We start from the raw sequence: 16,553 nt of genomic DNA on the forward strand, positions 1-16,553 counted from the left end.
ACACGGCCTGGTACGGAAGTACCTTTTGCAACATGGGGGTTCGTTAATCGGTGGCCGAATACCGACTATGGGTGCAAGTGCGGAGAATGCGGCGGGCCGGCCGCGCTGGGCACCGTGGGGGCGAGCCCTGCCCGGCCGGCCCGTGCGGGCGGACCGGTTACACCGGTACGCCGTCCTTGGGGCTGTGCGACGGGACCGGTGCGGCGGCCGGCGTCGCGTCCGGTCCGGCGGGCTCCACCACGTGTCCGTCGTCGACCAGCGTGCTCTCGTCGAACGGCAGCCGCCCCGCGAGGACTTCGGCGGCCCGCTCGTGGTCGAACTCCTTCGTCCACGTCCCGATGAGCACCGTCGCGACCGCGTTGCCCGCGAAGTTGGTCAGCGCCCGCGCCTCGCTCATGAACCGGTCGATGCCCACGATCAGGCCGACCCCGTCCACCAGTTCCGGCCGGTGCGACTGCAGTCCGCCGGCGAGGGTGGCCAGGCCCGCGCCGGTCACCCCGGCCGCGCCCTTCGAGGCGATGATCATGAACAGCAGGAGCGAGATCTGCTCGCCCAGAGCGAGCGGCGTGCCCATCGCCTCGGCGACGAACAGCGAGGACATCGTCAGATAGATCGCGGTCCCGTCCAGGTTGAAGGAGTATCCGGTCGGCACCGTGATCCCGGTGACCGGACGCGACACCCCGAGGTGCTCCATCTTCGCGATCAGCCGCGGCAGCGCCGACTCCGAGGAGGAGGTCGACAGGATCAGCAGGAACTCCCGGCCCAGGTAGCGCAGCAGGGCGAAGACGCTGACCCCCGTACACACCCGCAGCAGCGTGCCCAGGATCACGAACACGAAGAGCAGGCAGGTCGTGTAGAAGCCGATCATGATGACGGCGAGGGACTTCAGCGCGTCGATGCCGGTGGCCCCGACCACCGCGGCGATCGCGCCGAAAGCGCCCACCGGAGCGGCCCACATGATCATCGCGAGGACCCGGAACACCAGCTTCTGCAGGTGCCCGATGCCTCGCAGCAGCGGTTCGCCCGCCCGGCCCATGGCCTGCAGGGCGAACCCGCAGAGCAGCGCCACCAGCAGGGTCTGGAGCACCTCGCCCCCGGTGAAGGCGGACACCAGCGTGGTCGGGATGATCCCGAGCAGGAACTCCGGCGTGCTCTCGCCGCCGCCCGCCTTGGCCTGTGCCTCACCCGCGCTGCGCGCCGCCTCGGTCAGGTGCAGTCCACTGCCCGGCTCCAGCAGGTTGCCGACCAGCAGCCCGATGGCCAGTGCCACCGTGGACATGACCATGAAATAGCCGAGGGCGAGCCCGCCCACGGCGCCCACCTTGGCGGCCTTGCGCACGGACCCGATCCCCAGCACGATCGTGCAGAAGATCACGGGCGAGATCATCATCTTGATGAGGTTGACGAAGCCGGTGCCCAGCGGTTTGAGCTCCACGGCCACGCCGGGCGCGGCGAAGCCGACGGCGATGCCGAGCAGCACCGCGCCGATCACCGCGATGTAGAGATAGTGCGTTCTGTCGCGCCTGGCGGCCACGATGCCTCCCGGTGGTGAATACGTTCGGGGAGACCATCACCCAGGGCTGTGACCCCGGTCACCCTTGCGTTCATTGAGTTCACGACCCGGTGCACACTGAACGCCATGCTCCGCTTCCCCCGACCGCCGCGCAGCCTCGCCGGCCAGCTGTTCGCCATGCAGGTGCTGCTGGTCGCCGTGGTCGTCGCCGGCTGCGCGGTCTTCGCGTACGCGACCGCTCGCGGCCAGGCCGAGGAGGCCGCCCGGCGCCAGGCCGGGGCCGTGGCCCACGCGGTCGCCGACTCGCCCTCCGTGCGGGAGGCCGTACGGGGAGTGGCGCGCGGGAGGGACCCCTCGGTGGAGCTCCAGCCCTACGCGCAGAAGGTCCGCGAGGACTCGGGCGTGGACTTCGTGACGATCATGGCCCCCGACGGGAAGCGCTGGACCCACCCCGACCCGCGCCGGATCGGCGAGCCCTTCATGGGCAACACCGCCCCCGCACTGCGCGGCGAGACCTTCAGCGAGACGTACACCGGCACCCTCGGCCCTTCCATCCGCGTGGTCACCCCGCTGGAGGACGACGGCCGGATCGTCGGCCTCGTCAGCGCGGGGATCACCGTCCGCGCGATCAGCGACCGGCTCGGCGCGCAGCTCTCCGCCCTCGCCTGGGTCGCGGGAGGCGCACTCGCCCTCGGCGGAATCGGCACGTACGTCGTCAACGCGAGGCTGCGCCGTCACACTCATGGCATGAACGCGGCCGAACTCAGCCGGATGTACGACTACCACCAGGCGGCCCTGCACGGTGTCCGCGAGGGGCTGCTCATGCTCGACGGGCAGCGCAGGATCACGCTGATCAACGACGCCGGGCGGGAGCTGCTGGGCCTGCCGGGCGAGATCACCGGCACCGGGGTCGCCGAGCTCGGTCTGCCGGCCCCCCTCACCGGCGCCCTGCTCGCCGACCGGCCCCGGGTGGACGAGGTGCACCTGACCGTGGACCGGGTGCTGGTCGTCAACAGCTCGCCGGTCGCGGGCGGAGGCCGCCGGGGCACCGTGGTCACCTTGCGCGACCACACGGAACTGCAGGCGCTGACCGGCGAGCTGGATCACGAACGGGGTTTCACGCAGGCCCTTCGCTCCCAGGCCCATGAGGCGGCCAACCGGCTGCACACCGTGGTCTCCCTGATCGAACTCGGCCGTGCGGAGGAGGCGGTGGAGTTCGCCACCGCCGAGCTGGAACTGGCGCAGGCCCTCACCGACGAGGTGGTCACCGCCGTGGGGGAGCCGGTGCTGGTGGCGCTGCTGCTGGGCAAGGCCGCCCAGGCGCACGAACGGGGCGTCGAGCTGGTGGTCACCGCGGACAGCCGCAGCCTCGCCGAAGGGGGCGGGCTGCCACCGGCCCGTGACCTGGTCACCGTGCTGGGCAATCTCATCGACAACGCGGTCGACGCGGTCACCGCCGTACCGGGGGCGCGGATCGCGGTGACGCTGCGGCCCGAACGGGACGAGCTGCTGCTGCGGGTCGCGGACAACGGGCCCGGACTGCCCGAGGGCGTGGACGTCTTCCGCCGGGGTTGGTCCGGCAAGGGGGAGGGCCGCGGGATAGGCCTCGCACTGGTCCGGCAGGTGGCGCAGCGCTACGGCGGCACGGTGGTCGCCACCCAAGGCCCGGGCGGTGGGGCGGAGTTCACGGTCCGGCTGCCGATCGCGCCCCCGCCGGGCGCGGACCAGGAGCCGGCCGCGGGGAGCCGGCGGTGAGCGCGGGCGACGTGCGCGTTCTGGTGGTCGAGGACGACCCGGTCGCCGCCGACGCGCACGCGCTCTACGTGGGCCGGGTACCCGGCTTCACGGCCGTCGGCGCCGTCCACTCGCTCGCCGAGGCCACCCGGGTCCTGGAGCGGATCCGGGTCGACCTGCTGCTGCTCGACCTCGGCCTGCCCGACGGGCACGGACTGCGCTTCGCGCGCGGGCTGCGCGCCGCCGGGCACCCCGTCGACGTGATCGTGGTGACCTCCGCGCGGGACCTGGCCGTGGTCCGCGAGAGCGTCTCCCTCGGCGTCGTCCAGTACGTCCTGAAGCCCTTCGCCTTCCCGACCCTGCGCGAACGGCTCCTGCGCTACGCCGAGTTCCGCGCGACCGCGGGCGAGGCGGCCGGGCAGGACGATGTGGACCGGGCGATGGCCGCCCTGCGCGCCCCCCGCCCGGCCGAGCTCCCCAAGGGGCTGAGCGCGCCGACGCTGGACCGGGTCGCCGCCCTGCTGCGGGCGGCGCCCGAGGGCCTGACCGCGGCGGGGGCGGCGGAGGCGGCCGGGATCTCCCGGATCACCGCACGCCGCTACCTGGAGCACCTGGTGGACACCGGCCGCGCGGACCGCACCCCCCGGTACGGCCAGGTCGGCCGGCCCGAACTGCACTACCGCTGGCTGGCGGCGGCCGGTTCGGTGTCGAAGGTGTAGAACTTCCGGTGGTCCAGCATGTCCGCCGGGGTCACGTCGTTCCACGGGCGCATGGTGTCGCCCAGGTCCACGACGTTCGGGGTGCCCGCTGCCGGCAGGTAGGCGGACTGCGGGTGGCGGGCCTGCCAGTCGGCCCACAGCTTGTCGATGAAGGCGTGGTGCATCCAGAACACCGGGTCGTTGGGGGAGACGCCGGTGGCCATCTGCCCGCCGACCCAGACGTGCACCCGGTTGTGCAGGTTGGCTCCGCGCCAGCCCTCCAGGTGGTTGCGGAAACCGTTGGAGGAGCTGTTCCAGGGGGCCGTGTCGTAGACCGGCATGGCGAGCACGGAGTCCACCTCGGCCTTGGTCGGCAGCTGGGCGACGGCCGTGCCGAGCGCGCGCCGCAGGTACTCGCGCCCGTCCACCCGTACGTCTATGTTCCACTTGCCCGTCGCGTACGCGAACGGGCCGTCGAGGACCTGTCCGTCACGGGCCCGCCCGGTGCCGCCGAGGAAGTCGGGGGCCCAGAGGGAGGAGCGGGCGGTGCGGTCGACGGTCCAGTCCCAGTAGGGGATCGAGACGCTCGCGTCCACTTTCTGCAGCGCCGCCTCGAACTCCAGCAGGAAGCGCCGGTGCCAGGGCAGGAAGGAGGGGGAGCGGTGGCCGACCCGGTCGCCGGAGTCGGTGTCGCTCATGATGAAGCCGTTGTGGGTGGTGACGAAGCGGTCGTAGGTGCCGGTGCGCTTGAGCTCCAGCAGGGCCGAGGTGAAGGCGCGCTTCTCCTCGGGGGTCAGCGTGGCCTGGTTCTTGCGGACGGTCATGCCGCACCTCCGAAGGGGACGAGGGCGGCGCCCTGGAGATCGCGGACGGCGGCGCGGGCGAGCAGGGTGGGGTCGGAGAAGGTCTCGTAGTGGTTGATCACGCTGATCCAGCTGCCGTCGGCGTTGCGCATGACGTGCAGTTCGCGGCCGTCTATCCGGACGGTGGGCTGGCCGGGGGAGTGGTGGCCGCCGTGGTGGCCGCCCGCGCCCGGGGTGATCTGGATGCGGCGGCCCTTGTAGACCTCGTCGACCGTGCCCGGGGGTGTGGACGCGGAGGGGGTCGCGGCGGCGCTCGTGGCGACGCTCGTGGCGGCAGCGGTGAAGCCAAGGACGGTGAGTGCACCGGCAGTTGTACCCAAAGCCTGACGGCGGGTGAGCTTGTTCATGGCCCGAGAGGTATCAGGGCGGGGGAGACGGTTGGCCTGTATCCGGACATCAGCGGATAAGTTGCCGATAGAACGAATTGGATGATCTTCCCGTCCGGACCGGCTCCAGGGGCCCGAACGGGAAGATCTGCGGGATTGAGTCTACTGGACGGTAATTTCTCCGGAGCGCGGGGGCTCGTATGGACGGGGTCACACCCAAGAGTCGGCCGGAAGGCGCGGCGTGAACCGCGCCCGGATCATGGTCGATAGAGGAGGTTTGTCACCTATAGTCCCGATATGGCTCTTCATGAGACGAAGGACGCACGCGCCGACGACGCCGAGACGGACGTGTTCGCGTCCGCGCTGAGCGGCCGGATCCTCCCCAAGTACCGGATTCCGGAGGACCATTCGCCCACCGAGGTCGTCTACGAGCTGCTCCGCAACGAGCTGCTCCTCGACGGCAACGCCGCCCAGAACCTGGCCACCTTCTGCACCACGTGGTCGGACGAGGGCGTGCACCGTCTGATGAACGCCTGCCTCGACAAGAACATGATCGACAAGGACGAGTACCCGCAGACCGCGGAGATCGAGTCCCGCTGCGTCAACATCCTGGCCGACCTGTGGAACGCCCCCTCCGGCACCCGCGCGACCGGCTGCTCCACCACCGGATCCAGCGAGGCCGCCATGCTCGGCGGCCTCGCCCTCAAATGGCGCTGGCGCGAGCGCCGCCGCGCCGCGGGCCTCCCCGTGGACCGCCCCAACCTGGTCTGCGGCCCGGTCCAGATCTGCTGGGAGAAGTTCGCCCGCTACTTCGACGTCGAACTGCGCCAGATCCCCCTGGAGGCCGACGCCACCGGCCTGCGGCCCCATCAGCTCGCCGCGCACGTCGACGAGAACACCATCGGAGTCGTCGCCATCCTCGGCGTCACCTACACCTGCGACTACGAGCCCGTCGCGGAGCTCGCCGCCGAACTCGACCGGATCCAGGCCGAGCGGGGCCTTGACGTCCCCCTCCACGTGGACGCCGCGAGCGGCGGGTTCGTCGCGCCCTTCCTCCACCCCGACGTGGTGTGGGACTTCCGGCTGCCGCGCGTCGCCTCCGTCAACACCTCCGGCCACAAGTACGGACTCGCGCCCCTGGGCGTCGGCTGGATCGTCTGGCGCACCGCCGACCTGCTGCCGGCGGACCTCGTCTTCGACGTGGACTACCTGGGCGGCGACATGCCCACCTTCGCCCTCAACTTCTCCCGCCCCGGCGGCGAGGTCATCGCCCAGTACTACCTCTTCCTGCGCCTGGGCCGGGGCGGCTACCGGCGCGTCCAGCAGGCTTGCGCCGACACCGCCCAGTACCTCGCCCGCCAGATCGACCAGATGGGCCCCTTCACCCTCCTCTACGACGGCCAGGGTGCCCTCCCCGCCGTCTCCTACCAGCTCACCGACCCTGCCGCGGCCGGCTTCACCCTCTACGACCTCTCCGACCGGCTGCGCATGCGCGGCTGGCAGGTGCCCTCGTACCCGCTGCCCGCCGACCGCGAGGACACCGTCATCCAGCGCGTCCTCGTCCGGCACGGCGTGACCCGCGACCAGGCCGCCCTGCTCGTCGCCGACCTGCGCCGGGCCGTGGACCACCTCACGGCCACGCCCCCACCCGCAGCGGCCACCGCGCCCCGGTCCGGCTTCCACCACTGACGACCGCCACTGACGACCGCCACTGACGACCGCCACTGACGACCGCCACTGACGACCGCCACTGACGACCGCGAGGTCGGGCCGACCTGACGGAGGCCGCCTGCGGGGTCAGCGCGAGGGGCCGGTCGTCTTCCAGGGGGCGAACGCGTTGTCCACCGACTTCATGGACGGACGCAGCTCCGGGAAGTGGCGCAGCAGCACGCTGGCCATGCTGTTGTCCTCGATCCAGTCGAGACCGGCCTGCGTGTACACCTGGGGCGTGTAGTCCCTGGTCAGGAACCGGTCGCTGTTGAGCCGGCGGGATGCCATGAGGATGAAGATCCGGAAGGCCGTGTCGCTGAAGGCGAAGCCTTTCGGCCGGGGCTCGGCGAAGAGCCCCACCATGAGGTCGACGCGTTCGATGTCGTCCTCGTACACCTGGCGCAGTTCCTCGGCCCAGACCGGATCGTCCGTGATCGAGTGGAAGTCCTTCGCCGGGGCGAGGTGGAGCTGACGCCTGAACTCGTTGTACCGCGGTACGCCGAGCTCCCGGATCCGCAGGACGTCGACGGCCGCCAGATCCATGAGGTTGCCGTCCGGACGCCGGAACTCCTGGAGGAACTTGGGGAAGTTGTGCAGGGTGACCAGGCCCGGGTGCGAGGTGCCGAAGGAGTAGAAGAGATCGGGCAGGGTGTGCTTGCCGAGGATCTCGTAGGCGTGCGGGCCCGCCAGCTCCTCGAAGCCCGCCTGCTGCAGCAGGGAGTCGTCCGCGACCGAGCGCAAGCTCCAGTCGTCAGGGACCAGGGGGTGCATCCGGTAGACGGCCACGAACTCCTCGGTGAGGGCGTACGGGACGCCGAAATGGTTGGTGCGCCCGCCCGCGATGCCGCTGAGCACCTCGCTCTCGCTGACTCGGCCGAGCAGTCGGTGCACCCGCTCGCCCAGCAGCCCGTACCAATTGGCGCGCATGCCGGTGGCGGTCGTCGGGTGGCTGATGACGGCGGGGGTCCACTCGATGGTGTGGATCTTGGCGATGAGCGCCGCGTTGATCAGCCGCGACCGCTGGAAGAGCTCCTCGTCCGACCATCCGGGGTACTCGTCGCGCAGCCTGTCGCAGATCGCGTTGTGTTCCAGGACGAACAGCGTGTGCATCATGGCGAGGCCCACCCAGAACCCGGGGACCTTCGCCGGATCCCGTTCGGGGTCGCCGGAGAACACCGCACCGTTTCGGGGGACCTTGAGTTTGCCGGCTTCGCCCGTGCGCAGCTCCCGCTGGGCCGCCAGGTCGTCACCGTAGAGCTGGGAGGCGTCCCACCAGTGCGACTTCTCGTTGATGTACGTCGGCGGAAGGCCGTCGGCGCCGTCGGCGCCGTCGGGACGGGTCGGGTCGGGGACGCTGCGCGGCACGAGCATCGGCCGGGCCGGCCACGGGTCGTCGTCGAGCAGCTCGATCTGCCAGGCGCGGTCCGCGCTGCCCGCACCGTGGCTGACCCAGTCCCGGATCATGAATTGCAGCCATGCGGCCACCAGGGCGTTCACGGATTCGGCGGGGATGAACTCCTCCCGCGTGAGGAGGGCCCGACTCACCTCACGAGGGTTCGGGGACAGGATCTGGGGCTCGGGCTCGGGGAAGTTCCGCTCCCGCGGGACGTTGCGGCCGAAGCGTGAACCGGCCATGCCCATGCGCGGGTTGGCCAGGTCGTTGTACGTCCCGTCGGCCGTACGCTCGGTGCGATGCCGCGGGTCCGGCGGGTCGATGGGCGGCAGGTCCCGCGCCGGGTAGCCGGTGGTGTCGAAGAGGTTCTTGCGGCGCAGGTTGTTGCGGAGGCCGATGAGGGCCAGCAGGCCGAGCGGTGTCGGCAGGTTCTGCCAGCCGATCCTGCGGTCCACGGCCAGCGACAGCTTGTTGTGCAGCTGCACGAACGGTGAGGTGGTGCTGGTGTCAGCGGCGTCCTGCGGCGTCTTGCGGTCCGCGGAGCCGTCGGGAGCTCTACGCATCGTGGAATGCCTTCCGGCGTCTGGTTCGACATCGCAGCGCTCAGATCGCTGCCGGCCGGGTCCGGTCCTCGTCCTCCCGGGACTGGACCACCGGTACTGACGCTATTGCACGTGCGGTCGATGCGCGCGCCCAGCCGGCCGGGGGCCCGGCCCCGATGGCGATCTCCCAGCCCGTGTGCCAGCCTCGAAAAGGATGCCCGGGGGGCCTCCCAGCACTGGGATGGAAGCCGGCCGCACAGCCGCAAAGCCCGCACGTCGGGCGGCCCGCCCACGCCGCCGGAGGTGTCCTTCACCCGCGACACCTCGCCCCCGTCGCGACGGTCGACCGCCACACCCGTCCAGCGGCCGGCCGGGGCTGGGCGGCGGTCGGCGACGCCGCCAGTGCGACCGACCCGCTGGCTGCCCGGGGGATCATCATGGCCCTGGCCACCGGCCTGGAATCGGCGCGGGCGTTCCTACCGACCACAGCGGTGACGCCCACGCCCTGGCGGCCTGCACCCGGCGCATCGCGGCCCTCCACCAGGAATACCTGCGTGCCGCCCGCGCGTACGGTCAGCAGACCGCCGGCCGGCTACCGGGCGCCGAAGTTCTGCGTCCACCAGGGGCCGCCCGAGCCCTGGTGGATGCCCACGCCGATGTCCTTGAAGGAGCAGTTGAGGATGTTCGCGCGATGGCCCGGGCTCTTCATCCAGGAGTCCATGACCGACTGCGCCGTCTGCTGGCCCTTCGCGATGTTCTCCCCGTACGTCGACCAGCGGTACCCGGCCGCGGTCGTCCGCTGCCCCGGGTCCGCGCCGTCGGGGTTGGTGTGTGAGAAGAAGTCCCGGGCCGCCATGTCCTCGGAGTGCCCCTGAGCGGCCGCACGCAGCTGCGGGTCCTCCTTGAGGGGGCCGCAGCCGGCGGCCGACCGCTCGCTGTTGACCAGGGCCACGACCTGGCCGGCCATCCCCGGCGGGGCGGGCGCCGGCTTGGGCGACGAGGGACGCGGACTCGGGGAGGCGTTGCGGGACTGCGCCGGACTCGGGCTCGCGGACGGGCTCGGCGAGGCGGAGGCCGACGGGGAGGGCGATGGCGAGGGCGACGCGGAGGGCGAGGGCGAGGCCGGCTGCGAGGGGAGCCCGGCGGACTCCGTCGCCGAGAGCGCGGCCAGCGGGGTGGCCGGCGTCGCGCCGCCGTCCTTCGGCGTACCGGACCCGTGCAGCCCCCCGACGTACACCAGGCCGCCGCCCGCGACGCAGGCGGCGATCACCGCGCCGCCGACCACCCGGCGGCGGGTGCGCCGGCGCCGGCGCCGGCGCAGCGCGCCGCGGCCACCGCCCGTACCGCCGACCGGGGTGAGCTGGGTCGCCGCGTCGGCGAAGCTCCCCTCGGTGCCGTCGGCGAAGGCCGCGCCCGCGGGAGCGAAGTCGGCCGCCCCGGCCGTCCGTATCCCGGCCAGCAGGGCCGCCGAGACGGGTACGAGGGCCAGACCGGCCAGCAATCCCTCCGCCGGAACCAGTCCGCTCCACAGCCCGCAGCACCGTACGCATTCACGCGCGTGCCGGGCTATTCGCTTGCGCCACAGCGCGGAGGGCCGCCCGTCCCAGCCCGCCAGCACGGTCCGCAGCTCCTCGCAGGCCGGATGGGCGTGGGCGTCCAGGGCCCGCTCCACCACCCGCGCCGACTCCAGCTGAGCCTTCATCCGCTGCACCCGGACCGCCGTGTGCTGCGGGGACAGCTCCAGCGCTGCGGCCACCTCCGCCCGGGTCAGTTCCCCGGCGCACTCCAGCCACCACAGCGACAGCAACGCCCGGTCCTCGGGCTCCAGCCAGCGGGTGGCCCGGGCCGTCTCGCGCCGCTGGCCCGCGAGGTTGAGGCGCACGACGGTCAGGTCGACGAAGTCGGCCCCCGGGTCGGCGACGTCCTGCGCCGCCTCCAGCGTGCTCTCGCCGAAGCCGCTGCGACGGGCCTGCCAGTGCGCCCGTACCCGGTTCATCGCGATCGCCACCAGCCACGACCGGAAGCTCTCGTCCGCGCGCAGCGCGCCCAGCCCGTCGAGTGCCCGCAGCATCGTGTCCTGCACCACGTCGTCCACGTCGCAGGACCCGTTGAGGGCCCGCCCGACGATGTTGTAGACGAGCGGGAGGTGGGCGGCGACGAGCTCGTCCTGCGCGCGGGGATCGCCCGCGCGGGCCGCTGCCACCAGCGCTGCCGTGTGCTGAGTACTCATGTGATGTTCCCTGTCCGTACCGGCGGTCGATGATGCCCGATACCTGGGAGACCGTCGATGGGGGCCTCGATAACACTTATCCGGAAGGTTTTCCGGAAGCCGGGTCCCCGGCTTCCGGAGCGGACGGCAGCGTACCCACCACCCGCCTCTGCCGGCTCGACTCTCCCATGAGCGAAGTCACCCGGCAGCCCCCGGGGGTAGGCGAGGGCTCTCTTCGTCACAGCAGCGGAGCCAGGGCCTGCGTGGCCGCGCGCAGGGCGGGCGCGTACGCCTCGATCTCCTCGCGGGAGACCAGGAAGGTGACGGTGGTGACGCTGACCCCGCCGACCGGGCGGCCCGCCGGGCCGAGGACCGCGGCGCCGACGCAGCGAATGGTCGGCTCGTTCTCCTCGTCGTCCAGGGCGTAGCCCCGGGCGCGGACCTCCGCCAGCTGGGCGTACAGGGCCTGGGGGTGGGTGAGCGTGTTCGGTGTCCGGCGCGGCAGCCCGGTGGCGGCGATCAGGTCCCGTACCTCCTCGGCGGGCAGGTGGGCCAGGATGCTCTTGCCGATCGCGGTCGTGTGCAGCGGCATGCGCATCCCGGTACGGGAAGCCGTCCGGAAGGGCTGGTCGCCCTCCAGCTTGCGGATGTAGGTGATGGTCTGCCCGCTGTGCAGGGCCAGATGGACCGTCTGGCCGGTCGTCCGCTGGAGTTCGCCGAGGATGCGCCCGATGCTCGGCGGCTCCCCGCCGTCGACCAGGGCGGACAGCCCGCGCAGCCGCGGCCCCACCCCGTAGCGGCTCTCGGCCTCCTGGCGTACGAAGCCCTGGTCGATCAGCGAGGCCAGGATGCGGAAGGTGCTCGACTTGGGCACGGCGGCCGCCGTCGCCACATCGGTCAGCCGGTGCGGTCCGCCGGGCGCCGCCACCGCCTCGAGGATGCGCAGGGACTTCTCCAGCGCGGAACCGGCTGCGGAGGTCCGCCCCGCGGGGGTCCGCCCCGCGGAGGCCGGCCCCGCGGAGGCCGGCCCCGCGCGCATGCCTTCGCGGGTTTCGTCCGCATCCGTTGACACGAGAACTCCTGGCGTGCGTAAGGTCCAGACCACATGGTTCCGTTACACGATACGGCGTTCCACTATGTGGAACAAGTGGGAGGCTCTCTTGTCCAGTCGCCCGTCCAGCCCTCCGCCCTGCCACCCGTACGCGGTGCTGGCCGCCCAGCGACTGCTGCCGGTGCTGCGCCACGCCGACGCCGACGAGGCCGTCTCCCGCGCCACCGTCCTGCTCGACGCCGGCTGCCGCGCGGTCGAGCTGACCACCTCCACCCCCGGCTGGGCCGAGGCGGTCACCCGCACCGCCACGCTCCATGACGCGCACGGCCGCCCCGCCCTCATCGGCGTCGGCACGGTCACCACCACCGCGCAGGCGGAGACCGCCCTGGACGCGGGCGCCGCCTTCCTGATCTCCCCGTACCCGGCGCCCGAGGTCCGCGAGGTCGCCGAGCGTCGCGCCGCCGTCTTCATCGAGGGCGGGTTCACCCCGGGCGAGATCGCCTCCGCCGTCCGGGCCGGCGGAGCCGCCAAGGTCTTCCCGGCCCACGTCGGCGGCCCCGGCTTCGTCCGCTCGCTCATGGCCGTCCTGCCCGGGGCGGTGATCATCCCGACCGGCGGGATCCGGCCCGCCGAGGTCCCCGACTGGCTCGCCGCGGGCGCGACGGCCGTGGGCATCGGCGCCGGCCTGCCCACCGACCCGGTGGAACTGGCCGCCGTATTCGCCGAATCGGCCCGACGGTGTTGCGCGCGCCGCTCCGCCGGAGCGGAGCGCTGACCGTGCCCGGGTCCGGACGAGCCGCCACCGCCTACGACGTCCTCGTGCTCGGCGAGGTCCTGGTCGAGATCCACGCGGGCACCCCCCTGCGCGAAGCCGCCGACGGCACCCCGGCCCGTATCTCCTACTCGGGAGACGCCCTCAACGCGGCAGCGGCCGCCGCCGCGGCCGGGGCCCGGACCGCCCTGCTCGCGGTCGTCGGGGAGGACGAGCTCAGCGTTCCGCTGCTGCGGCGGGCCGCCGAGCTCGGCGTGGACGTCTCCCACGTACGCCGCGCCCCGCACCCCAACGGCGCCTACCTGCTCTGCGCCGACACCGAGGGCGACCGCGCGTTCGTCTACTGGCGCACCCGCAGCGCCGGTTCCACCCTCGCTCCCCGGCACGTCGAGTCCTGGCGGAAGCTGCTGACCCGCTGCGGAGGGCTCATCACCAGCGGCATCACCGGCGCCCTGTCGCGGAGCAGCCGGGAGGCCGTAGTGGCCGCCGCGCACCTCGTGAACGGGGCCGGCGGCCACCTGTCGTACGACCCGAACTTCCGCTCCCGCCTGACCGGCCGCGACGAGGCCCGCGAGCTGCTGTCCCGGATCGCCCCGCTGACCGGGCTGCTCAAGACCTCCTGCCCGGCCGACGCCCGGGCCCTCGTGGACACCGCCGACCCGCGCACCGCCGCCGCCCGCTACCGCGCGCTCGGCGCCCGTACGGTCGCGGTCACCGCGGGCGCCGGCCGGCTGCTGCTGGACGACGGCACGCGGGCGGCGTACCATCCCGTGCCCGTGAACCCGGCGCCGGTGGACGCGACGGGCGCGGGCGACTGCTTCACCGGCACCACCACCGCCCGGCTCGTCCTCGGGGACACCCTCGCGGACGCGGTGGCGTACGGGATGGCCGCCGCATCCCTCTCGGTCTCCGGACGCGGCGGCACCGGGCGCGTCCCCGCCTTCACGGAGACCGCGGCACTGGCCGCCGCCGCCCGCCGGGAGGAGACGTAGGCGCGGCCGTGCCGCTGGGTTTCACCCCGAGTTCAAGGGGGCGCCGGGTGCCCGCGGCGGCCGCGGGGACCGTGGCCGAGGCTGTCCTGCGACCTCATCGGGCTCGGTGACCCAGCCCGCGGCGAGGACCAGCCGGGAGGTCCGGTGGACGGCCAGGAAGCCGAACGGCCGGTCGAGGCGGACCTCGGCCCGGCGGGCCCGGTGGGCCGCCCGCGGCGGGCCGCTGCCGGGCCTCGCCGCGATGGCGGTGACGGCCGCCGCCTCGAATCCCGCGGCATGGAACCTGGCCATGGCCGACTGCCGCGCGGAGCCGATCGCCAGTGGCTCGGGGCTGATGCCGGGGAAGTGCCCGAAGCCGCTGTCCGTCGCGGTCGACAGCCCGAACAGCGGGGCGTCGTCCAGCAGATCGTGCTCGGCGCGCAGCGAGAAGGCCACGGCGGCGAGGGACAGCAGCGGCTGCGGGCCGGCCGCGTCCACCGTACGGATCGCCAGCCCGGGCCCCGGATCGCCGTCCGGCAGGGCGCTGCCGCGCACGGACCGGACGGTACCGGCCAGGGCCGCGATGCCGGTCTCCAGCACCTGGCCGGGTTCGGCCGTCGGCTCGCCGAGCAGCAGCTGTACGTCCAGGTCCGTGTCTTCGTCGCCGGCCACGTCCACGATCGTGACGGGCCCGGCGGGGCCCTCGGCCACCCGGACACCGTCCAGGGAGGAGGTGGTGCGGTGCAGCCGCCGCAGGGTGCGCCCCGACCACGGGCCCTCCTGCGCCTGGCCGGGAAACTCCCGGAACGGTTGCGCCCAGTTCAGGCGCAGCGCGAGCGCGGAGGCCAGGACGAGCCGGGTGTCCGCCCGCAGCGATACCGGCATGCGCTCGATCAGGCCGCCCGTCCGGTACGAGGCCCACGCGTCCAGGGCCTTGCCGTCCTCGTCCGGATTCCCCGTCAGCGTCGCCAGGGCGCCCGGCGGAAGCCGCGCCGACCAGCTCCGCTTCAGCGGGAGTCCGGCTTTCGACCACACCCCGGTCACCGCCTGGAGACCGCGTACGCCGGCCAGCGCGACCAGCAGCTCCCGTGCCGCCTCGGCTGCGGCCTCGGCGGGTATGCCCAGCGCCTGCGCCAGTTCGGCGCGGGCCGGGCCGTCCGAGCCGTCCGCGAGGAGGGCGAGCAGCGGCCAGACCCCGGCCGCGGTGAAGACCGTGCCCGCGTCCCCGGCCGTGGCGGGCGCGGCCCAGCGCGCCGTGAGGCGGTTGACCGCCCGCACCGTCGAGTTCCTCATGCGGGGAGCGTACGTGGAGGGGCGCGGCCGGACCGGAGCGGATGGCCCCGGCCGGGGGGCCCGCGGGCGGGGCCCCCGGCCGGTGGTCGCGCAGGCCCCGGTGGACCTGGTAGGTGCCGGAATCGGCCAGTCTCTGCAGCGCCTTGTAGTCCTCGTACCCGGCGGACCAGCTCCAACCGCCCGGCGAGATCAGCACCTTGAGGCCGGGGTGCCTGGCCTTGAGCTCGCGCAGCCGGTTGAAGTTGGAGTTCTCGGCGTAGGGCGGGCGGACGTCGCCGGCCCAGGTGGCGCCTGCCACGACGGCGCGGACGCGCCACGCAGCGGCCTAGGACAGGCTCCACTGGCCCACGTCGTCGGCGAGACCGCCGTTGAGGGCGAACTGGACCGCGGCCAGGCCGGCGTCCCGGGGGAGCCGGAAGGTCACGAAGCCCTCGGCCGTGCCGCCCGGGTCGAGGGTGACGGTCTCGGGGAAGCCCGCCCCGGCCGTCGTGGGGACGTTGAGCCCGGCGAACCGCTGCCCGGTGGTGTCCAGCAGATGCGCGGCCGGTGCGGGGGAATCCTTGTAGACGGCGGTGCCGGTGTTCTCCAGGTGGAACCGCACCGCGACGAGCCGGTCCGAGCCCTCGGGCTCCGGGCCGGTGGGGCTCGCGGGGTCGACCACCCGCGTCAGCGTGACGTCGAGCCGCTGGCCGGGCTCGTTCCCGGCGAGCGCGATCGTCTCCCCGGAACCCCCGGGACCCCCGGGACCCCCGGGACCCCCGGGACCCGCGCCCAGCAGCGCGGGGGCGAGCAGCGCGATGGCCACGAGAGTGCCCCGGAGGCGGCAGCGGCGTCCCGGACGGCCTGGTTCTCGGCTTCGGGACATGACGAACCTCCCGGTCCACGCGCCACCCTCTCCACGATCCTCCGCGTCCGCGCGCGCCGCCACCCCCTGACCCCGCAGGCATCTCAAGAGGCGGACACACGCCGAATTCAGTGGATCTCCGGAGCGAGCCGTGTCATGGTTGGTCTCGCCGAAGGGGTGTAGCTCAGCTGGTCAGAGCGCCGGTCTCCAAAACCGAAGGCCGCAGGTTCGAATCCTGCCGCCCCTGCCATGTTCATCAGCGGCTTCGCCGCAAACGCCACGTCAGGTCCCGCCCGTGTGCACGGGCGTGGCGTGGCGTCGCCGGTTCGGGGCACTCCACGTGGGAGTAGGCCACGAGCCGGACGTGACGGTTCCGTTGCTCCGGATGTCGGCTGTCATCTGCCGGATCCTCCCCAGGGTCCGGCCCGATGGCGTGTTCGGGCCCCCCGCGGGCCGGTGACGTGCGCTTTCTGGCACACTGGCCGCGTTACCCAGGCGGTGCAGGACAGGAAACCGGTGCGATTCCGGTGCGGTCCCGCCACTGTGACCGGCCATCCCCGTGCGGGAGGGCCGGGAGTCAGACACTGACGCGCCGCCTCCGCTCGTTCCGCACGTCGACCAGGGGACGCGGATC

General features: G+C 73.1%; 13 protein-coding genes, 1 tRNA gene and 1 riboswitch. Of the genes, 6 read left to right on the forward strand and 8 right to left on the reverse strand.

Annotated features, from left to right (window positions below):
• Positions 1-157 precede the first annotated feature (157 nt).
• Positions 158-1,534, reverse strand: coding sequence for a cation:dicarboxylate symporter family transporter (locus ACZ4TV_RS21390; protein ID WP_468136281.1), 1,377 nt, complete (start codon positions 1,532-1,534; stop codon positions 158-160).
• 105 nt (positions 1,535-1,639) lie between these two features.
• Here ACZ4TV_RS21390 and ACZ4TV_RS21395 point away from each other — a divergent pair, with 105 nt between their 5' ends.
• Complete coding sequence (locus ACZ4TV_RS21395) at positions 1,640-3,268, forward strand: sensor histidine kinase (protein ID WP_468136282.1); 1,629 nt, start codon at positions 1,640-1,642, stop codon at positions 3,266-3,268.
• Positions 3,265-3,966, forward strand: a complete 702-nt coding sequence (locus tag ACZ4TV_RS21400; protein ID WP_468136283.1) for a response regulator — start codon at positions 3,265-3,267, stop codon at positions 3,964-3,966. Before ACZ4TV_RS21395 ends, ACZ4TV_RS21400 begins: the two co-directional genes overlap by 4 nt.
• Here ACZ4TV_RS21400 and melC2 read toward each other — a convergent pair.
• Together melC2 and melC1 are read right to left on the reverse strand one after the other, a co-directional pair.
• Positions 3,924-4,769: a tyrosinase MelC2 gene (gene melC2, locus ACZ4TV_RS21405; protein ID WP_468136284.1), complete on the reverse strand. Its 846-nt coding sequence runs from the start codon at positions 4,767-4,769 to the stop codon at positions 3,924-3,926. The genes ACZ4TV_RS21400 and melC2 overlap by 43 nt on opposite strands.
• Positions 4,766-5,155 (reverse strand): apotyrosinase chaperone MelC1, encoded by a 390-nt coding sequence (gene melC1, locus ACZ4TV_RS21410; RefSeq protein ID WP_468136285.1) that lies wholly within the window; start codon positions 5,153-5,155, stop codon positions 4,766-4,768. The genes melC2 and melC1 overlap by 4 nt, the downstream gene beginning before the upstream one ends.
• Positions 5,156-5,431: 276 nt before the next feature.
• Here melC1 and ACZ4TV_RS21415 point away from each other — a divergent pair, with 276 nt between their 5' ends.
• Complete coding sequence (locus ACZ4TV_RS21415; RefSeq protein ID WP_468136286.1) at positions 5,432-6,823, forward strand: glutamate decarboxylase; 1,392 nt, start codon at positions 5,432-5,434, stop codon at positions 6,821-6,823.
• Positions 6,824-6,931: 108 nt separating this feature from the next.
• Here the strand turns inward: ACZ4TV_RS21415 and ACZ4TV_RS21420 are convergent, their stop codons facing one another.
• From ACZ4TV_RS21420 to ACZ4TV_RS21430, 3 genes are all read right to left on the reverse strand, one after another.
• Positions 6,932-8,800, reverse strand: coding sequence for a peroxidase family protein (locus ACZ4TV_RS21420; protein WP_468136287.1), 1,869 nt, complete (start codon positions 8,798-8,800; stop codon positions 6,932-6,934).
• Positions 8,801-9,371: 571 nt separating this feature from the next.
• Positions 9,372-11,009: a sigma-70 family RNA polymerase sigma factor gene (locus tag ACZ4TV_RS21425; RefSeq protein ID WP_468136288.1), complete on the reverse strand. Its 1,638-nt coding sequence runs from the start codon at positions 11,007-11,009 to the stop codon at positions 9,372-9,374.
• A gap of 217 nt (positions 11,010-11,226) precedes the next feature.
• Complete coding sequence (locus ACZ4TV_RS21430; protein WP_468136289.1) at positions 11,227-12,060, reverse strand: IclR family transcriptional regulator; 834 nt, start codon at positions 12,058-12,060, stop codon at positions 11,227-11,229.
• 88 nt (positions 12,061-12,148) lie between these two features.
• Here ACZ4TV_RS21430 and ACZ4TV_RS21435 point away from each other — a divergent pair, with 88 nt between their 5' ends.
• Positions 12,149-12,814 (forward strand): bifunctional 4-hydroxy-2-oxoglutarate aldolase/2-dehydro-3-deoxy-phosphogluconate aldolase, encoded by a 666-nt coding sequence (locus ACZ4TV_RS21435; RefSeq protein ID WP_468136290.1) that lies wholly within the window; start codon positions 12,149-12,151, stop codon positions 12,812-12,814.
• Between the two features lie 2 nt (positions 12,815-12,816).
• Positions 12,817-13,803: a PfkB family carbohydrate kinase gene (locus ACZ4TV_RS21440; RefSeq protein WP_468136291.1), complete on the forward strand. Its 987-nt coding sequence runs from the start codon at positions 12,817-12,819 to the stop codon at positions 13,801-13,803.
• Positions 13,804-13,824: 21 nt separating this feature from the next.
• Here the strand turns inward: ACZ4TV_RS21440 and ACZ4TV_RS21445 are convergent, their stop codons facing one another.
• Positions 13,825-15,075, reverse strand: a complete 1,251-nt coding sequence (locus tag ACZ4TV_RS21445) for a serpin family protein (protein WP_468136292.1) — start codon at positions 15,073-15,075, stop codon at positions 13,825-13,827.
• A gap of 325 nt (positions 15,076-15,400) precedes the next feature.
• Positions 15,401-15,880: a DUF4352 domain-containing protein gene (locus ACZ4TV_RS21450; RefSeq protein ID WP_468136293.1), complete on the reverse strand. Its 480-nt coding sequence runs from the start codon at positions 15,878-15,880 to the stop codon at positions 15,401-15,403.
• A 212-nt stretch (positions 15,881-16,092) separates the two neighbouring features.
• Here ACZ4TV_RS21450 and ACZ4TV_RS21455 point away from each other — a divergent pair.
• A tRNA-Trp gene (locus tag ACZ4TV_RS21455) sits at positions 16,093-16,169 on the forward strand.
• A gap of 217 nt (positions 16,170-16,386) precedes the next feature.
• Positions 16,387-16,526: riboswitch (cobalamin riboswitch) on the forward strand.
• Positions 16,527-16,553 lie beyond the last annotated feature (27 nt).

The sequence above is a fragment of the Streptomyces sp. NPDC028910 genome (genome assembly GCF_055564955.1).